The organism is Streptomyces sp. NPDC101191 (assembly GCF_044767915.1).
In the GTDB taxonomy this organism is placed as follows: domain Bacteria; phylum Actinomycetota; class Actinomycetes; order Streptomycetales; family Streptomycetaceae; genus Streptomyces.
Window position 1 is genome coordinate 51,851 of the sequence record NZ_JBIWOU010000014.1, and the last position, 17,042, is coordinate 68,892.

The 17,042-nt window shown below is 70.8% G+C and carries 18 protein-coding genes; 10 read left to right on the forward strand and 8 right to left on the reverse strand.

Annotation, left to right across the window (positions count from 1 at the left end; genetic code table 11):
• Positions 1 to 43 precede the first annotated feature (43 nt).
• Positions 44 to 574: an SRPBCC domain-containing protein gene (locus ACIRQF_RS35880; RefSeq protein ID WP_404098902.1), complete on the forward strand. Its 531-nt coding sequence runs from the start codon at positions 44 to 46 to the stop codon at positions 572 to 574.
• Between the two features lie 69 nt (positions 575 to 643).
• Here ACIRQF_RS35880 and ACIRQF_RS35885 read toward each other — a convergent pair whose 3' ends face one another.
• The 4 genes from ACIRQF_RS35885 to ACIRQF_RS35900 form a co-directional block, all read right to left on the reverse strand.
• Entirely contained in the window at positions 644 to 2,185 is a 1,542-nt protein-coding gene (locus ACIRQF_RS35885) for an ABC transporter substrate-binding protein (protein ID WP_404098904.1), read from the reverse strand.
• Positions 2,186 to 2,189: 4 nt separating this feature from the next.
• Positions 2,190 to 4,256 carry a hypothetical protein gene (locus ACIRQF_RS35890; RefSeq protein WP_404098906.1) on the reverse strand — a complete coding sequence of 689 codons (2,067 nt, stop codon included), beginning with the start codon at positions 4,254 to 4,256 and terminating at the stop codon, positions 2,190 to 2,192.
• Positions 4,257 to 4,364: 108 nt separating this feature from the next.
• Complete coding sequence (locus ACIRQF_RS35895; protein ID WP_404098908.1) at positions 4,365 to 5,273, reverse strand: isopenicillin N synthase family dioxygenase; 909 nt, start codon at positions 5,271 to 5,273, stop codon at positions 4,365 to 4,367.
• Positions 5,266 to 5,718, reverse strand: coding sequence for a nucleoside deaminase (locus ACIRQF_RS35900; RefSeq protein WP_404098911.1), 453 nt, complete (start codon positions 5,716 to 5,718; stop codon positions 5,266 to 5,268). Before ACIRQF_RS35900 ends, ACIRQF_RS35895 begins: the two co-directional genes overlap by 8 nt.
• Before the next feature lie 130 nt (positions 5,719 to 5,848).
• On the opposite strand from ACIRQF_RS35900, the gene ACIRQF_RS35905 reads away from it, so the two are divergent.
• Complete coding sequence (locus tag ACIRQF_RS35905) at positions 5,849 to 7,318, forward strand: hypothetical protein (protein WP_404098912.1); 1,470 nt, start codon at positions 5,849 to 5,851, stop codon at positions 7,316 to 7,318.
• Positions 7,319 to 7,396: 78 nt separating this feature from the next.
• On the opposite strand, the gene ACIRQF_RS35910 is transcribed toward ACIRQF_RS35905, so the two are convergent.
• Positions 7,397 to 7,789 (reverse strand): PLD nuclease N-terminal domain-containing protein, encoded by a 393-nt coding sequence (locus ACIRQF_RS35910; protein WP_376636936.1) that lies wholly within the window; start codon positions 7,787 to 7,789, stop codon positions 7,397 to 7,399.
• Positions 7,790 to 7,879: 90 nt separating this feature from the next.
• On the opposite strand from ACIRQF_RS35910, the gene ACIRQF_RS35915 reads away from it, so the two are divergent.
• From ACIRQF_RS35915 to ACIRQF_RS35925, 3 genes are all read left to right on the forward strand, one after another.
• A complete protein-coding gene (locus ACIRQF_RS35915) occupies positions 7,880 to 9,337 on the forward strand; it encodes a menaquinone biosynthesis decarboxylase (protein WP_376636935.1) in 1,458 nt (485 codons plus the stop codon).
• A complete protein-coding gene (gene mqnP, locus ACIRQF_RS35920) occupies positions 9,334 to 10,236 on the forward strand; it encodes a menaquinone biosynthesis prenyltransferase MqnP (protein ID WP_376636934.1) in 903 nt (300 codons plus the stop codon). Before ACIRQF_RS35915 ends, mqnP begins: the two co-directional genes overlap by 4 nt.
• Positions 10,237 to 10,323: 87 nt before the next feature.
• A complete protein-coding gene (locus ACIRQF_RS35925; RefSeq protein ID WP_376636933.1) occupies positions 10,324 to 11,001 on the forward strand; it encodes a UbiX family flavin prenyltransferase in 678 nt (225 codons plus the stop codon).
• On the opposite strand, the gene ACIRQF_RS35930 is transcribed toward ACIRQF_RS35925, so the two are convergent.
• Positions 10,998 to 11,132, reverse strand: coding sequence for a hypothetical protein (locus ACIRQF_RS35930; protein ID WP_382482141.1), 135 nt, complete (start codon positions 11,130 to 11,132; stop codon positions 10,998 to 11,000). The genes ACIRQF_RS35925 and ACIRQF_RS35930 overlap by 4 nt on opposite strands.
• Before the next feature lie 114 nt (positions 11,133 to 11,246).
• On the opposite strand from ACIRQF_RS35930, the gene ACIRQF_RS35935 reads away from it, so the two are divergent.
• Positions 11,247 to 11,702: an Lrp/AsnC family transcriptional regulator gene (locus ACIRQF_RS35935; RefSeq protein WP_376636932.1), complete on the forward strand. Its 456-nt coding sequence runs from the start codon at positions 11,247 to 11,249 to the stop codon at positions 11,700 to 11,702.
• Between the two features lie 63 nt (positions 11,703 to 11,765).
• Positions 11,766 to 12,929, forward strand: coding sequence for an aminofutalosine synthase MqnE (gene mqnE / locus ACIRQF_RS35940; RefSeq protein WP_376636931.1), 1,164 nt, complete (start codon positions 11,766 to 11,768; stop codon positions 12,927 to 12,929).
• Between the two features lie 32 nt (positions 12,930 to 12,961).
• Here mqnE and ACIRQF_RS35945 read toward each other — a convergent pair whose 3' ends face one another.
• A complete protein-coding gene (locus ACIRQF_RS35945; protein WP_404098919.1) occupies positions 12,962 to 13,495 on the reverse strand; it encodes a GNAT family N-acetyltransferase in 534 nt (177 codons plus the stop codon).
• A gap of 118 nt (positions 13,496 to 13,613) precedes the next feature.
• Here ACIRQF_RS35945 and ACIRQF_RS35950 point away from each other — a divergent pair, with 118 nt between their 5' ends.
• Both ACIRQF_RS35950 and ACIRQF_RS35955 read left to right on the forward strand, forming a co-directional pair.
• Entirely contained in the window at positions 13,614 to 13,880 is a 267-nt protein-coding gene (locus tag ACIRQF_RS35950; RefSeq protein WP_382482143.1) for a DUF4229 domain-containing protein, read from the forward strand.
• Between the two features lie 379 nt (positions 13,881 to 14,259).
• The gene (locus tag ACIRQF_RS35955) at positions 14,260 to 15,594 is read left to right on the forward strand and encodes a dicarboxylate/amino acid:cation symporter (RefSeq protein WP_389756111.1); all 1,335 of its coding nucleotides are present in this window, start codon (positions 14,260 to 14,262) and stop codon (positions 15,592 to 15,594) included.
• 108 nt (positions 15,595 to 15,702) lie between these two features.
• On the opposite strand, the gene ACIRQF_RS35960 is transcribed toward ACIRQF_RS35955, so the two are convergent.
• Positions 15,703 to 16,275, reverse strand: coding sequence for a dihydrofolate reductase family protein (locus tag ACIRQF_RS35960; protein ID WP_382482149.1), 573 nt, complete (start codon positions 16,273 to 16,275; stop codon positions 15,703 to 15,705).
• Positions 16,276 to 16,443: 168 nt separating this feature from the next.
• On the opposite strand from ACIRQF_RS35960, the gene ACIRQF_RS35965 reads away from it, so the two are divergent.
• Positions 16,444 to 17,022 carry a TetR/AcrR family transcriptional regulator gene (locus tag ACIRQF_RS35965; RefSeq protein WP_376636991.1) on the forward strand — a complete coding sequence of 193 codons (579 nt, stop codon included), beginning with the start codon at positions 16,444 to 16,446 and terminating at the stop codon, positions 17,020 to 17,022.
• Positions 17,023 to 17,042: the final 20 nt, after the last annotated feature.

Consider the following 17,042-nt stretch of genomic DNA (forward strand, 5'->3'; position numbering starts at 1 on the left):
GGCTGAGCTCGCGACGGGAGAGCCCCGGGGCCACGCTGGAGGTATGAGCGAGATACCCCGGGGCAGGAGCGAGACCCACGACGGCGACGCGCATCTGCTGCGGTACACGGTCGAGCTCCCGCACCCGCCGATCGCGGTGTGGGCCGCCGTCGCCACCCCCGAGGGGCTGCCCGCCTGGCTCTGCGCCGCGGACCCGCTGGAGCCGCGCCTGGGCGGGCAGGTCACCCTGCGCTGGCTCAACAGCGACACGGTCGTCTCCGGCCGGGTCACCGCCTGGGACCCCGAATACGTCGCCGAGTACACGGTCGACCCGCCGCACGGCCGGATCCGCTTCCACCTGGAACCGGGCCCGGACCACGGCGGGTCGACCGTGCTGCGTTTCACGGCGGAGTTCAGCGGCACCCGGGAGGCCAGGCTGGACATGCTGGCGGGGTGGCACGAGCACCTGGAACGGCTCGTACGGGCCCTGGACGGGCACCCCACGGACTGGCGCGACTGGTCCGCCGACCGGTGGCGCGAGCTGCGGGAGCTCTACGAGCGGGACGACGCGCCCTGGCCCCGGTGGGAGCCGTAGGGGTCGTGCCGATCACGGCCGGCATGCGGTCCGCTTCCTCACCCGCCTGATCGACAAGACCCCCGCGGCTCAGCCCCTGCGGGGCGGCAGGCACGAGGCCGCCGGCGGCTCTCCCTCCGGCCAGGCGATGGCGACGAAGCGCTGGGAGCCGTCCTGTGCGAGTTCCACGACGGGGACGGCCTTGTTGTACGGGTTGCCGAAGTTGTCCAGGCAGATCCAGCCGCTCGCGCCCTGGACCCGCAGCGAGCCCTTGACCTGCGGCCACTGGGTGGGGACGTCGGCGAGCTCCGGGGAGGCGGCGCCGTCCGGGGTGGCCTGGCGGATGGCGTGGACGGCCGTCGCCATCGCGTCGTACGCGACGATCGCCTGCCCGTCGGCGAGGGCGACCGGCTTCTTCGAGGCGCGGGCGACGTCCGTCACGAAGGTCTTGTAGGCGACCGTCGAACCACCCGTCGCCGGGACGGGCCGGCCGGGCGCCGGGAGCCAGGCGTCGGGGTGGGCGAGGGAGGCGTAGCGGACGGTCAGCCGGGACCTGAGGGCCCGGCGGTCGAGCAGGGTGTCGGCGCCCAGGTAGGAGCCCTCGTCGCCGGTGAGGACGGTGAAGGCGCGCTCGGCGCAGCCGCGGGCACCCAGTGCGTTGATGAACTGGCGCAGCTGGGTGTGGCGGCCGGCGAAGAAGACCGTCTCGGCGCGGGTGTCGCAGATGAGGTGGGTGATCTGCCGGAAGGTGTTGGCGGTGGTGCCCTCGTCGGTGGGGTCGGCGGGCGAGGTGAACAGCTGCGGTTCGTAGGGGGCGCCCTTGAGGGACGCGGAGAAGGCCGACTTGAGGGTGTCGGTGTAGTGGTCGCCGGTGCGGGTGTCCTGGACGAGCAGCGCCTTGGCGGCGTTCACCCTGCCGAAGTGGGCGAGGGCCTTGGCCTCGTCGCCGTTGGTGGGGGAGACGCGGGCGAGGCCGGGGAAGCGGTTGTGGCCCGGGCCGGGGCCGTTGGCGATGTCGTCGGCGGTGATGGTGGTGCCGACCACGGCGATGCCCGCGCCGGTGAGCGCGGCCACCGCCTGGCGTATCTCGGCGGAGGAGGTGGCGACGCCGGTGACCGCGCGCAGCCGGTCGGGGGCGGCGGTCATGGTCTTCAGCTGCTCGACGGTGGTCTGCCAGTGGGCGTTGTTGCGGCCCGTGTTGGCGAGCACGAGCCGGATCTTCGGGGTCTCGCTGTTGGACTCGTGGTTGGCCCGGTACTGGCGGGCGTAGGCGCCCTGCACCTCGTGCAGGACCTTGACGCGCATGCCGGGGTCGGGGGAGGTCAGCGGCAGCAGGACGGCGACGGTGGCGTACTCGCCGTCCTTGAGGGTGGCGTTCTCGGCGCCGATGAGCGCGGCGACCTCGCCGAGTTCGGGCACGCCGAAGGCGTAGCCGTCGCGGCCGTTGACGCCGACGCATTCCTCGGAGCCCTGCGGGCGGGCGACGCCCGGCGCGCAGGAACGGTCCTCCGGGGTGGTCGCCCGCTGCACGGCCCAGCCGAGCGGCAGCCCGACGACGACCAGGGCCAGCAGGGCGGCGAAGAGCTTCTGCCGTGGGGTGTAGAGGTAGCGGTTGCGCAGCCGGTTGGGCATCGGCTCAGACTCCGTCCTCGCGGCCCGGCGGCAGCGAGAGCCGGCGCCAGGCGTGGATGTCCCTCGGCCAGTGGGTGGCCGCGTCCCACAGGGGGCTGTTGCCCGTCAGATGGCGGCCGGACAGCTGGCGCAGCTCGTGCGCCAGCTTCTCGGTCACCTCGCCGTCGGGCAGGGCGAGCGGATCGGTCAGCAGCCATACGGCGTGCAGCAGGCGCCGTACGGAGAGGTGGAGCGCGGTCGCCTCGGCGTCGAGCCCGTCGGGCAGCGGGTCGGGCAGGTCGCGGCCGAGTGCGGCGGCCCGGCGCGGGTCGGGCCCGGCGGCGTGCGGATCGCGCGGGTAGGGGGCGGAGGCGATGAACCGGAGCCGGCCCAGCCAGCCCGTCACGTCCGGGTCGGCGAACGTGGCGCGCAGATGGGCCACGGCGTCCTCGGCCCGTCCCAGGGCGAGTTCGTGGTGGAGCCGGTACGGGAGGTCCGGCTCGCGCCGGTAGTGCCGGTGCAGCGTCTCGTGGACGGCGCGCCAGGCCGCGTGGCGGGGGTGGTCGGCGTCCCCGAAGCGCAGCCGGTGCAGCAGCAGGGCGCGCAGCAGCGGGTCGGCGACGAAGTGCTCGGGGCCCTCCGGCCAGTCCTCGGCGCGCAGTTGGTCCCGGACCCGTAGCGCCATGTCGCCGTCCCGGGACTCGGTGTGCAGCCGGGTGCGGGCGAGCAGCCGGGCCGAGTCCTCGTCGTGGGCGGCGGCGAGCACGGTGAACGGCTCCAGGCGCGGCTGCGGCAGGAGCGCGCCGAGCAGCGCGGGTGCGACGGGCACGGGCCGGGCGTCCTCGCGCAGCTCCACGGTCAGGTCGAGCAGGGCGCCGGGGGTGAGGCCGGGCCGTTCGGCGCGCGGGGCCTCGGCGGCGGCCTGCGCGAGCAGCATCACGCCGAGCGGCCGGCCGCCGGTGAGCCGGTGTACGCCGCGGGCCAGGTCGGCCGGGGTGAGCCCGGAGGGGTCGAGCCGGTCGAAGGCGGACTGGGTCTGGGCGGGGGAGAGCGGTGTGAGTTCGACGGCGAGGATGCCGGAGGTGACGTCGCCGCCGCGCGGAGCGGGCGCCCGGTGGGCGGTCTCGGGCAGCCGCAGCCGGTGGGCGTGCCGCATGCCCTCGTGCTCGTGGACCCGGGAGGCGGCGAGGACGACGAGCTTGTCGCGGCGGCCGTCGTGGCGGGCCCGCAGGAGCGGTTCGACCAGCCGGCGGCCCAGTTCGCCGTGCGCGTTGTCGAGCAGCAGGACGGGCCGGCCGCGCCGGGTGCCGACCCGGGTCAGGCCCCGGTAGGCCTGGCCCAGGTCCTCGACGAGTGCGCCGACGAGGAAGTCCTCGGCCTCCTGGCGGCGCCGGCCGCCCTGCGCGAAGTCGATGGCGAGCTGCTGCAGTCCGGCCTTGCCGCGCCCGCCGGCGTTGCGGTAACTCCCGTACCAGCTCTCGGACTTCTGCTGGACCCGGCCGAAGACCTCCTCCAGGACCGTCTCGACGGTCGCCTCGGCGAGCAGACCGGCGAGCGGGGCGGCGGTCTCGGCGAAGGTGGCGGCCAGCTTGGTGAGGACCTTGGTGACCCAGTTGGTCGCCGCGCCCTTGGTGGCGTCGACGGTGGACAGCACCGGCCCGAGCCGCTGCAGGTCGCGCTGGGCCCGCTCCTCGTCCTCCTGCGTCCAGCCGAGCGAGGCGACGGCGACGAGCCCCAGGGAGAGGCGCGGGAACTGCACGGGCTTGGCCCCGGTGACCCGCGGTGACAGCTGGACGGCGAGCTCGGCGAGCGCCCCGGTCCGCTCGGTCCAGCCGGGCCCGTGGTCGGCGGGCGCCTCGATGTGCGCGCAGTCCAGGTAGGCGAGCGGAGTGGTCCCCTTGTAGCTGTTGCGCAGCTGCTTGAGCAGGGCCGTCTTGCCCATGCCGCGCCCGCCGGTGAAGACGACCACGGGCGGGTCCTCGCCGTGCTCGTACGGGACGCGGGCGAGCGACCCGCCGTCGAGCCCGATGAGGCGCGCGGCGAGCCCCGTGCGATGGAGCACCGCCTCGCGGCCGTAAAGGACCCTGTCCACCCGCCACCCCCGCATCCCCACCAGACGTGCCCCGTCACATCCTCAAGCCCGAATTATCGACGTGGAGTTGAGCTTCGGCCAGGCTTTTCGGCGGGTGGTGCCGAGTCGTCACCCGGCGGTGATCGCGTCGAGCTGCGCGCGGAGGTAGGTGTGGGACTCGATGCCGTGGATCGTGGTGCCGGGATCGCACTCGTAGAAGTACACGAGCGACATCAGCTCCTCGGCGGGCGCGTCCGCCGGCGGCGGCAGCACGCGGTGGCGTCCCGAGCGCCAGCGTCCGCCGGTCCATCCGGCCATCAGGTCGCCGATGTTCACGGTGAAGGCCTCCGGGTCGTGCGGGGCGTCCTGCCAGCCGCCGGAGTCGGTGTACAGCTGCAGCCCGCCCTTGCCGGCCTGCCGGTCGAGGACGGTGACCGTGCCGAAGTCCGTGTGCGGACCGATCCGGAACTGCCCCGGCTCCGGCTCGCCGGTCCGCTCCCGCCCCGGATACCAGTTGATGTTGAAGCCGAAGGTGGGGTGCCCGGTGTGCCGGGTGAAGAAGTCCGCCTCCTCGCCGAGCGCGAGCCCGAGCAGGTCGAGGACGTGGTCCGACAGCCCCCGCATCAGCCGCAGGTAGTCCTCGACCAGCGGCCTCAGCTCCGGCGCCTCGGCGGGCCAGGTGTTCGGCAGGAACCACTCGGCGTCCACGGCCGCGTTCCCCGTCGGCTCCTCGGCGGCGAAGGACAGCGACTCCTTCAGGTCGGGCGGGGTCGTGGTGCCCTCCGCGTACCCGTTGGCCTCCGCGCCGGGCCCCAGCCAGCCGCGCCCGCCGACCTTCACCGCGTACCGCTCCTTCACGGCCTCGGGCAGCCGGAAGAAGCCCCGGGCGCTCTCCCGGATCGCCGCGCGCAGCCCGGGATCGACGCCGTGCCCGCGGACGAGCAGGAAACCGGCCGTGCGCAGGGCGCGGTCCACGGCGGGCAGCTGCCCGGCCGGGTCGCGGCGGAGGTCGATCGTCGGAAGGGCCGCCTCAGTCATCGCCGATGTCCTCGTTCCACAGGGCGGGGTGCGCCTCGGTGAACTCCCGCATCAGGGAGCCGCATTCGCGATCGTCGAGCACCAGCACCTCGACGCCGTGCTCGGCGAGCCAGTCGTGGCCGCCGTGGTAGGTCCGCGCCTCCCCGACCACCACCCGGGAGATCCCGAACTGCCGCACGAGCCCGGAGCAGTACCAGCACGGCGACAGGGTCGTCACCATGGTCGTCCCCCGGTACGAGCGCTGCCGCCCCGCGGCCCGGAACGCGTCCGTCTCCGCGTGCGCCGACGGGTCCCCGTCCTGCACCCGCCGGTTGTGCCCGCGCCCGAGCAGTGCGCCGTCGGCCCCGTACAGCGCCGCCCCGATCGGGATCCCGCCCTCGGCGAGTCCGGCCCGCGCCTCGGCGAGGGCCGTCGCGAGCCAGTGCCGCGCCTGGTCCTGGTCCATGAGGGGGACTCTTCCCGCCAGGCAGGACGGGAACGCGCGGGGAGGGACGCGTTGCCGCATTGGTTTCCGGAATCAGTCGAACGCAGCACTTCAGCGCGCACGAGAGGGTCGCGGACCCGAGCCTGATGCCATGGGCATCCATCCATGGGTGATCGTGGAGCCGCCCGACCGGCGCGGCCTTCGCAGGATCACCGTCAACGGCAGGAACATGGGCAGCGCCTGGTCCCTTCGTGAGCTGCGCAAGGAGCTCCGCCGCCTCGGCTACCCGGACGACATGGACCTGGAGGACGGGTCCAGGATCCACTGGCGCGGCGGCGACAGCGGCACATGGCCCGACAGGAGGGGCAGGCGGCACGCCGTCATCGTCTTCATGATCCTGGGGCTCCTCGGCTCGCTGGTGCTGCACGCCGTCATCGGCTGGGCGGACGCCCTGGGGGCGTTGACCTTCGCCCAACGACTCGTCGGTGTCCTGTTCCTGCTGGCGGGAGCGGTGCAGGCGGTGGCGATCCCTGCCGTGACCGACTACTGGGGCCGGCGGAACGTCAAGGTGTCCGGGGCGCTGGTCCTCCTCGGCGCGCTCATCGCTCTGGCCACGTCGAGCCTCCTGCTCTTCCTGTGGCTTCAGGAGCGGGAACCCATTCCCGCGGCGGCGGGCTTTCTCGCGCTGTGGCTCTGGTCCCTGTGGGCCCTCCGCATCCTCGTCCGCGCGAAGGTGTGGAGGGGGATCCCGCACCCCAGGAAGTTCGCCGCGGGGGTCGCCGCGACGGCGCTCCTGACGGCGGTCAGCCTGGGGTACTCGCTTCTCTACCAGCCGATCGCGGCTCCCATGCACTTCATCCTGAAGGCGGAGTTCGGAAAGGCGCAGACGGAATCCGGTCTTCCCTATGTCCATGTTCCGCTGACGCTGTACGCGAAGAACGACGGGGGGATCCCGGTCTACATCGTCGTGGACGATTACACGGTCTACGGGAACTCGGCGAAGTTCTCCAAGTCGGGGGAGGGGCTGAAGCAATGGAAGCAGGCTGACGCGTTCGCCTCGGCGGCGGAACTCTACGCGACCGGATTCTCTGGCGAGGTCGTCGAATCAGGGCAGTTCCAAGGGCCGGGGACAACCCTCGCCGTAGGGGAGGAGTTCAAGATGGAGACCGTGATCACGCTCCCCAAGGACACGGCCTACGAGACCTTGGACGCCGTTCTTAAGTTCGCCTTCCTGCGGCAGGATCGCGGGAAGATCGACGACGAATTCACCACGCCCAGGCTTTCGTGGGTGAAGGATGAGGGCAGGTACTACTGCCCGGCCGACAAATGCGGGGGTGAACACGTCATTTACCACGGCAAGGTCCGCTACAACGACAACCTGGTCAATGTCACGCGCAAGCAGCGGTACGTGGCGGCCTTCTGGTCGCCGAACGAGGAGCCGGATGTCTTCGTCTCCTCGTTCAACTTCAAGAAAAAGAAGAAGAGTGAGTCGATCTACGACATCTACGAGGGCCTGGATCAGGCAGAAGTGGCCCGGGAGAACGCGCGGTACGGAGTCGCCTGGGTATCCGTCAACTCGCAGGTGTCCGTTCACCAACTGCTGAAAAAGTCCAGGTCCTGATCGCCCCGTCGGCGGCGGCCCGGGTGGAGGAGAGGGCCGTGGCGACCTTCTCAAAGGTGACGAGGAGCCGCAGCTCCGTCAGCCGTCCTTCTCCCCGCCGCGCTCCTGCTCGCGGCGCTTCAGCTCCTCCTCGCGGCGGCGCAGGTCGGCCTCCCAGTCCTTGAGGAGGGACTCGTCCTTCTTGTTCTCCTCGCGCAGCGACTTCAGGAACTCGGGGTTGTCGTCGGGGGCGACCCATTCCTGCCGGTGGTTGCGGTGCCACTCGCTGGGCGTCCGGCCGCCGGCCGGGGCGTGCCGCATCTTGCCCGCCGCGAACCAGACGATCGGTCCGACGATCCAGAAGAGCAGGATGATGATGACCCAGACCACCTTGGGCAGGTGCTTGGCCTCGTCCTCGGGGGTGTTCAGGCAGTCGATGAACGCGTAGATCGTCAGTGCCAGCGGCAGGATGTACATCAGTGCCCTGAGCATGTGGGACAGCCCCCTGGAAGCGTTGGCGGGAGCGCGTTTCGGCGGCCCCGGTGACGGGCCCAGCCTAGCCGGTGACCGATACTGGCCCCTATGGCTTACGACGATCTCCGCTCGCTGCTCAGGGCCCTCGAGCGCGAAGGCGACCTCAAGCGCATCAAGGCCGAAGTCGACCCGTACCTGGAGGTCGGGGAGATCGTCGACCGCGTGAACAAGGCGGGAGGCCCGGCGCTGCTCTTCGAGAACGTCAAGGGCTCCGCCATGCCGCTCGCGATGAACGTCTTCGGGACGGACCGGCGGCTCCTCAAGGCACTGGGCCTGAAGTCGTACGAGGAGATCAGCGAGAAGATCGGCGGGCTGCTCAGGCCGGAGCTGCCGCACGGCTTCGTCGGGGTCCGGGAGGCCTTCGGCAAGCTGGGCTCGATGGTCCACGTGCCGCCGAAGAAGGTGAAGTCCGGCGACGCACCGGTCCAGGAGGTCGTGCTCACCGGCGACGACGTCGACCTGGACCGGCTGCCCGCGCTCTTCACCTGGCCGAAGGACGGCGGCTCCTTCTTCAACCTGGGCCTGACCCACACCAAGCACCCGGAGACCGGGGTCCGCAACCTCGGCCTCTACCGCCTCCAGCGCCACGACAGGCGCACCATCGGCATGCACTGGCAGATCCACAAGGACAGCCGCAACCACTACGCGGTGGCCGCGGAGCGGGGCGAGCGGCTGCCGGTCGCGATCGCCTTCGGCTGCCCGCCGGCCGTCACGTACGCCTCGACGGCGCCGCTGCCGGGCGACATCGACGAGTACCTGTTCGCCGGCTTCGTGCAGGGCAAGCGGATCGAGATGGTGGACTGCAAGACGGTCCCGCTCCAGGTCCCGGCCCAGGCGGAGGTCGTGATCGAGGGATGGCTGGAGCCGGGCGAGATGCTGCCCGAGGGCCCCTTCGGCGACCACACCGGCTTCTACACGCCGCAGGAGCCGTTCCCCGCGCTGAAGATCGACTGCATCACCATGCGGCGCCGCCCGCTGCTGCAGTCCATCGTGGTCGGCCGCCCGCCGACCGAGGACGGCCCGCTGGGCCGCGCCACGGAGCGCTTCTTCCTGCCGCTCCTCAAGATCATCGTGCCGGACATCGTGGACTACCACCTGCCGGAGTCGGGCGGCTTCCACAACTGCGCGATCGTCTCGATCGACAAGAAGTACCCCAAGCACGCGCAGAAGGTCATGCACGCCATCTGGGGCGCGCACATGATGTCGCTGACCAAGCTGATCATCGTGGTGGACAAGGACTGCGACGTCCACGACCTCCACGAGGTGTCCTGGCGGGCCCTCGGCAACACCGACTACGCCCGCGACCTCACGGTCGTCGAGGGCCCGGTGGACCACCTGGACCACGCCTCGTACCAGCAGTTCTGGGGCGGCAAGGCGGGCATCGACGCGACGAAGAAGCTGCCCGAGGAGGGCTACACGCGCGACGGCGGCTGGCCCGACATGGTCGAGTCGGACCCGGCGACGGCGGCCCTGGTGGACCGCCGCTGGAAGGAGTACGGCCTGTGACCACGGCAGCGGTGCCCGGCGCGCAGCCGGGCCGGACGAAAGCCTTCCTCCGCCTCGTGATGATCGAGCACTCGGTCTTCGCGCTGCCCTTCGCGTACATCGCCTCGCTCACCGCGATGTACCAGCTGGACCGGAGGATCCACTGGTGGACGCTGTTCCTGGTGACCGTGTGCATGGTGGGTCTGCGGACCTTCGCCATGGCCTGCAACCGGATCATCGACCGCGAGATCGACGCCCGTAACCCGCGCACCGCGAACCGGGAGCTGGTCACGGGGGCGGTGTCGGTGCGCTCGGCCTGGACCGGCGCCGGCGTCGCCGTCGTCGTCTTCCTCGGCGCCGCGGCCCTGCTCAACCCGCTCTGCCTGGCGCTCGCGCCGCTCGCCGTCATCCCGATGGTGGTCTACCCCTACGGCAAGCGGTTCACGAACTTCCCGCACGCGATCCTCGGCCTCGCCCAGTCCATCGGCCCGATCGGGGCCTGGCTCGCGGTGTCGGGCGAGTGGTCCTGGGACGCGGTGGTCCTGGGCCTGGCGGTCGGCATCTGGATCGGCGGCTTCGACCTGATCTTCGCCTGCCAGGACGTCCAGGCGGACCGCGCCCACGGGGTCATGTCGGTCCCGGCCCGTTTCGGCGTCCCGGCCGCCCTGTGGGGCGCCCGCGGGTCCGCCGTCGTCACCACCGGGCTGCTGGTCTGGTACGCGCTGGCCACCGACGCGGGCGTCTTCTTCTGGGCCGGCCTGGTGATCGTGGCGGCCGCCTTCTGCTATGAGCACTCGATCGTGAAGCCGCACGACCTGTCCCGCCTCAACCGGGCGTTCTTCACGGTCAACGGCTTCATCGGGATCGCCCTGTTCGTGTGCGCGCTGCTGGACCTGCTGGTGCGGGGTCTGTCCGTCTGACCCGACCGTGTGGGCGGCCCCGGTGCCTCCCCGCCGACGGAACGCCTGACGCGGCCGCCCCCGACCCCGCCGGATAGGCTCGTCGGCGTGGAGCCGGAGAACAAGCAGCAGCGTCGTCCCTGGGTGGTCGGGGTGTCAGGGGCGTCGGGGACGCCGTATGCCGCCGCCGTGCTGCGAGGGCTGCTCGCCGCGGGAGAGAGTGTCGACCTGGTCGTGTCGCGGGCCTCGCGGCTGACGTTGCTCGACGAGACGGGCATCGCCTTCCGGGACGCGCACTGGCGGGACGACCTGACGGCCTGGCTGGCGCGGGGCGCCGACGGGAAGCCCGACACCTTCGACGTGGACGTCGCCGACGTGCGCTACTGGGCGGCCGGGGACCTGGCCGCGGGGCCGTCCTCCGGCTCGTACGCCGTCAAGGGGATGCTGATCGTGCCGGCGTCGACGGCCGCCGTGGCCGGGGTCGCGCTCGGGCTCTCGAAGGACTTGCTGCAGCGGGTCGCGAGCGTGACGCTCAAGGAGCGGCGGCCGCTGGTCGTCTGCGTACGGGAGACCCCGCTGAACGGGCAGACGCTCAGGCACATGGTGGCGCTGGACGAGGCGGGCGCCGTGGTGCTGCCCGCCTCTCCGGCGTTCTACGCGGGGGCGACGCACATCCAGGATCTCGTGGACTTCGTCGCCGGGCGAGTGCTCGACGCGGCAGGGGTGCCGCACGAGCTGTACCGCCGTTGGGAGGGAGAGCTCGGTGGAGCCCTCCCCTCTGATTAGCGCTTCGCGGCGCGCTTCTTCGGGGCGCGCTTCGAGGCGGTCGGCTGGTGGGCACGCGAGCGGTTGGCCAGGTCCTGCAGCTCGCGCATACGGGCATAGGCCATCTCGATCGTGTACACGGTGAACACCACTCCTGAAGATCGTCTTTGATCTGAATGAAAGATTCACAGGGTGTCGGACCCTGTGTACCTTAGATTCTATACCTAAACTCGCGGTATCGCTGGACAATGGAAGGCTTCATACCTATGGACGCCGTGGACAGGCAGCTCATCCAGGCTCTGCGCGAGAACGGCAGGGCCTCGTACGCCGAGCTCGGCCGGCTCGTCGGGCTCTCCGGCCCCTCCGTCACCGACCGCATCAACCGGCTGGAGGCGGCGGGAGTCATCACCGGCTACCGCGCCACCGTCGACGCCGCCTCGCTCGGCCTCGGCGTGACCGCCCTCATCGGCATCTCGCTCTCCGACGCCGCCGACCACGAGGACGTGGCCCGCCGGCTGAAGGACCTCGCCGAGATCGAGGACTGCTGGTTCATCGCCGGCGACGACTCCTTCATGCTCAAGGTCCGCTCCGACGACGTGGACGGCCTGGAGAAGACGATCCGCCGGCTCAGCGGCACGAAGGGCGTCTCGCGCACCCGCACCACGATCGTGCTCTCCACCAAGTGGGAGAACCGGGTCGGAGATCTGCCGGAAGAGGCCTGAGAGTACGGTGGGGGAAGCCTTTTCGGCACCTGAACGCAGCAGATGAGAGTGGGAGGCGACCGTATGGACGCGGGGCTCAAGCGGGAGCTGGAGCAGAAGGTCCTCGCCGGCGAGCGGCTGAGCCGTGAGGACGGCATCGCCCTGTACGCGTCGGACGACCTCGCCTGGCTCGGCGGTCTGGCCCACGAGGTCCGGACCCGCAAGAACGGCGACGTGGTGCACTTCAATGTCAACCGGCATCTGAACATGACCAACGTCTGCACCGCCTCCTGCGCCTACTGCTCCTTCCAGCGCAAGCCGGGCGAGAAGGACGCGTACACCATGCGCATCGAGGAGGCCGTGCGCCTCGCGAAGGCGATGGAGAACGAGAACCTCACCGAACTCCACATCGTCAACGGGCTCCACCCCAACCTGCCGTGGCGCTACTACCCGCGCTCGCTCTCCGAGCTGAAGAAGGCGCTGCCCGGCGTCTCCCTGAAGGCCTTCACCGCCACCGAGATCCACCACTTCGAGACCATCTCGGGCCTCTCGGCCTCCGAGATCCTCGACGAGCTGATCGAGGCCGGCCTGGAGTCGCTGACCGGCGGCGGCGCCGAGATCTTCGACTGGGAGGTCCGGCAGCACATCGTGGACCACCGGACGCACTGGGAGGACTGGTCCCGGATCCACCGGCTCGCCCACGAGAAGGGTCTGAAGACCCCGAGCACGATGCTCTACGGCCACATCGAGGAGCCGCGCCACCGCGTGGACCACGTGCTGCGGCTGCGCGAGCTCCAGGACGAGACCGGCGGCTTCCAGGTCTTCATCCCGCTGCGCTACCAGCATGACTTCGTCGACCTGAAGGACGGCAAGGTCCGCAACACCCTGCAGGCGCGGACCCAGATGGCCACGGGCGCGGAGGCACTGAAGACCTTCGCGGTCTCCCGGCTGCTCTTCGACAACGTCCCGCACGTCAAGGTGTTCTGGGTGATGCACGGCGTCCAGACCGCGCAGCTGGCGCTCCAGCACGGCGCGGACGACATGGACGGCTCGGTCGTCGAGTACAAGATCACCCACGACGCCGACAACTACGGCACCCCGAACAAGCTGACCCGCGACGACCTCCTGGAGCTCATCCGGGACGCCGGCTTCCGCCCGGTCGAGCGCAACACGCGCTACGAGGTCATCCGCGAGTACCCGGGCCCCGACGCCGGTCTGCGCGAGTCGCCGCAGCCGATGCGGGTCTGACCCCGCGAGTGCCCGTCGCCCGGACCCGGGCGTCAGGTCAGCCGGAGCAGCATGACGATGTCGTCGCGGTCGTCGCCCGGGGCCACCCGGATGGCGGCCGGGACGCGTCCGACCTCCTTGTAGCCGGCGCGCGCGTAGAAGGCGTCGACGCCGGTGCCGCCGCGGCAGGTCAGCCGGACGGCCTCGATGTGCTCGAAGCCCTCGGCGGTGCGGGCCGCCTCCTCGGCCGCCGCCATCAGGTCGCGTCCGTACCCCTTGCCCTGGTGCCGGGGGTGCACCATCACCGTGTACAGCCACACCCAGTGCGTCATCAGGGGGTGGCTGTTGTGCGTGAAGAAGGCGGTGGCGGCGACCTCGCCGCGCTCGTCGCGGCCGACCAGCAGCCGGGTGCCGCCCTCCGCCATTCCCACGAGGTGCCGGAGCAGCGCGGGCCGGATCTCCTCCGGGGTCACGGGCGGGACGAAGCCGACGGCGCCGCCCGCGTTGGAGACGTCCGCCCAGAGCGCGAGGACACCGTCGCGCAGGGCGGCGTCGACCGGCGGGTCCAGTTGGAAGGTAAGAGGCATAGGGCGAGAGTAACCATTACAGGATGGTCGCTCAAGCCGTTTCCGGCCCCCACCCCCGGGGCTCGCGCCGCTCCGTGCTTCACTGGAGGGACGCTCGTCCGGTTTGGGAGGGACAGACATGCTCCGCTACACCTTGATGCGCCTCGGCATCTTCGCCGGCAGCTTCCTCGCGCTGTGGGGCCTGGTCTACGTCGGCGTGCTGCCGCGCGGTCTCGGCGACTCCAACCTGCTCTGGGTCCTCCTGCTCTCCGTGCTCGTCTCCGCCCCGCTCAGCTTCGTGCTGCTGCGCAAGGAGCGGGACGCGATGAGCGTCGACATCGTGGCGAAGGTCGACCGGGCGAAGGGTCGCCTGGAGGCGAACCGCTCCGCCGAGGACACCGTCTGAACGACATAAAGGGACCGTAAGGTTCCTCACACCTCACACGCAGAACACCCCAGCCGGGAGCTTCCAAGGCTCCTGCCTGGGGTGTTCTGCGTTTTGAAGGCCACGGCGGCCTCGCGCGCGCGATTCTGTCTCAAAGAAGGGCTTTGAGGTTCTCAAAGTTCAAGTGTTAACGTGTTGCTCATGAAGACAGCAGTGCGCCTCCCCGATGCCGCGAGCACCCCGCTCGTGGCGCGCCTGCACGTCGATCTGTGCCGCTGTATGTCCGCGGTCTGTTGCCGTTCGCTCTGACCCGGCATCATGCAGCGGCCCGCGCCCGGAGCGCGTGTGTGCCGCACCCCCGTCCCCGTATTCCCCCGATACGCACCAGTGGAGTGTGTCCGTGTCCGCGTCCTCGTCCGCGTCCGTGACGAAGTCCCGCATACCCAAGGTCCCGTTCTGGGCCCAGATCGTCGCCGGCCTCGCCCTCGGCGTCCTGCTCGGCTGGCTCGCCCGCAGCCAGGACATCGGCTGGCTCCAGGAGACCCTCTCCCAGGTCGGTGGCATCTTCGTCCAGCTGCTCAAGCTGGCCGTCGCCCCGCTCGTCTTCTTCGCCATCCTCGTCTCGATCACCAACCTCCGTAAGGTCAACAACGCGGCCCGCCTCGCCGCGCAGACCCTCGTCTGGTTCATGATCACCTCGCTGATCGCGGTCGCCATCGGCCTCGCCATCGGCCTGATCACGAACCCGGGTGCCGGTACCGGCCTCACGCCGAAGGACGGCAAGCTCCCCGAGCACCAGGGCAGCTGGATCGACTTCCTCACCGGCATCGTGCCGACCGACGTCATCACGCCGTTCACCGAACTGAACGTCCTGCAGATCGTCTTCATGGCCGCCGTCGCCGGCATCGCCGCCCTCAAGCTCGGCGAGAAGGCGCAGCCGATCCTCACGCTCTCCGAGTCCGTCCTGGAGCTGCTGCAGAAGGCCCTGTGGTGGGTCATCCGGCTGGCCCCGATCGGCACCGCCGGCCTCATCGGCCGCGCCATCGTCAACTACGGCTGGGACCTGATCGGCAAGTACGCCACCTTCACCGCCGACGTCTACATCGGCTGCGCCCTGGTCCTCTTCGGCGTCTACCCGCTGCTCCTCGCGACCGTCGCCAAGCTGAACCCGCTGCAGTTCTACAAGGGCGCCTGGCCGGCCATCCAGCTCGCCTTCGTGTCCCGCTCCTCGGTCGGCACCATGCCGGTCACCCAGCGCGTCACCGAGCGCCTCGGTGTCCCTAAGGAGTACGCCTCCTTCTCCGTGCCGTTCGGCGCCACCACGAAGATGGACGGCTGCGCCGCGATCTACCCGGCGCTCGCGGCGATCTTCATCGCGCAGATCTTCGACGTGCAGCTGGGCGTCAAGGAGTACCTGCTCATCGCCTTCGTCTCGGTCATCGGCTCGGCGGCCACCGCCGGCCTCACCGGCGCGACGGTCATGCTCACCCTGACCCTCTCCACCCTGGGCCTGCCCCTGGAGGGCGTCGGCCTGCTCATGGCGATCGACCCGATCCTGGACATGATGCGCACGGCCACGAACGTCGCCGGCCAGGCCCTGGTCCCGGTCATCGTCTCCGCCCGCGAGAAGATCCTCGACGTCGCCGCGTACGAGTCCGCCTCGGCCTCCCCGGTCGACGACCTGGTGGACGCGCGGGACGCCGAGCCGAAGGTGCCGGTCCAGGCCGCCGCCTGACCCGTGCCGGCCGCCCGGAGCGCGTACGCCCGAGGCCCCTGCCCCGCGAGGGGGAGGGGCCTCGGGCGTTGCCGGTCCGGTGCCCGGGGCCTTCCGGCGGGTGCCGGCTCAGCGCACGACGTCGAAGACCTGCTTCTGCAGGCCGTTCGGGTAGGCCTCGTGCTCGACGAGGCGCAGCTTCTGGACGTCCTTGTCCGCGGTGCTGAACAGGCGCTTGCCGGCGCCGAGCAGGAGCGGGAAGACGAGCAGGTGATAGCGGTCGATCAGACCGGCGTCGGACAGGGCCTGGTTGAGCGAGGCGCTGCCGTGGACGATGATCGGGCCGCCCTCGGTCTCCTTCAGCGCGGCGACCTCGTCGAGCGAGCGCAGGATGGTGGTGTCGCCCCAGTCGGTCACCAGGTCGTCCTCGGTGAGCGTGGTGGAGACGACGTACTTCGGCATGACCTTGTAGTCGGCGAACTCCTCCATGGCGGGCCACACGGGGCTGAAGGCCTCGTAGCTGACCCGGCCCATCAGCATGGCGGCGGCCTCCTTCTGCTCACGGCCCTTGATCTCGAAGGCCTCGGGGAGGAAGTCCGTGTGCTTGAAGGTCCAGCCGGAGTTGCGGTAGCCCGGCTCGCCGCCGGGGGCCTCCACGACACCGTCGAGCGAGATGAAGGCGGTGCTGATCAGGGTGCGCATGGTGGTTCCTCGGTCTCTCGGTGCCGGTGGCGGTGTCCCGGTGGTGCCGTGTTCCTGCCTTACGTGACTATGACCGATGATCATGGCCCGACTCATCGGTCGCAGGCCCTAGTGTGAGGTGTCGTGGCGGGGACGAGGAGGCTGCCGCGCGAGGTGCGCGAGCGGCAGATGATGGACGCGGCCGTGCGGACCTTCGGGCGGCTCGGGTACCAGGCGGCGTCGATGGACGAGATCGCCGAACTGGCGGGGGTCTCCAAGCCGTTGGTCTATCTCTATCTGCATTCCAAGGAGGACCTGTTCACCTCCTGCATCCGGCGTGAGGCCCGGGCGCTGCTCGCCGTGGTGGCCGCCGCCGTGGAGGGCGAGGGGGCGGCGGAGGAGCGACTGGCGGCGGGGCTACTGGCGTTCTTCACGTACACCGCGGAGCATCCGGACGCGTGGGCGGTGCTGAGCCGGCAGGCGCGGGCCCAGGGGGAGCCGTTCGCCACGGAGGCGGAGCGGATGCGGGACGAGATCGCGGGGTACGTGGGGGAGCTGATCGGGGTCGCGGCGCAGGGGCCGTGTGATGCGGAGGGTCTGGCGCAGGCGCTGGTCGGGGCGGCGGAGGCGATGGCCAACTGGGCGAACGGGCCGGGTGGTACGGCGCCGCGGCAGGCGGCCGCGACGCTGATGCGTCTCGTCTGGACGGGGCTGGGCAGTCTGACGGCCCCTGGCGGGGATCTGTCCAAACGGCCCGCGGCACCCTAGATTTACTCGGAAGTAAGGTT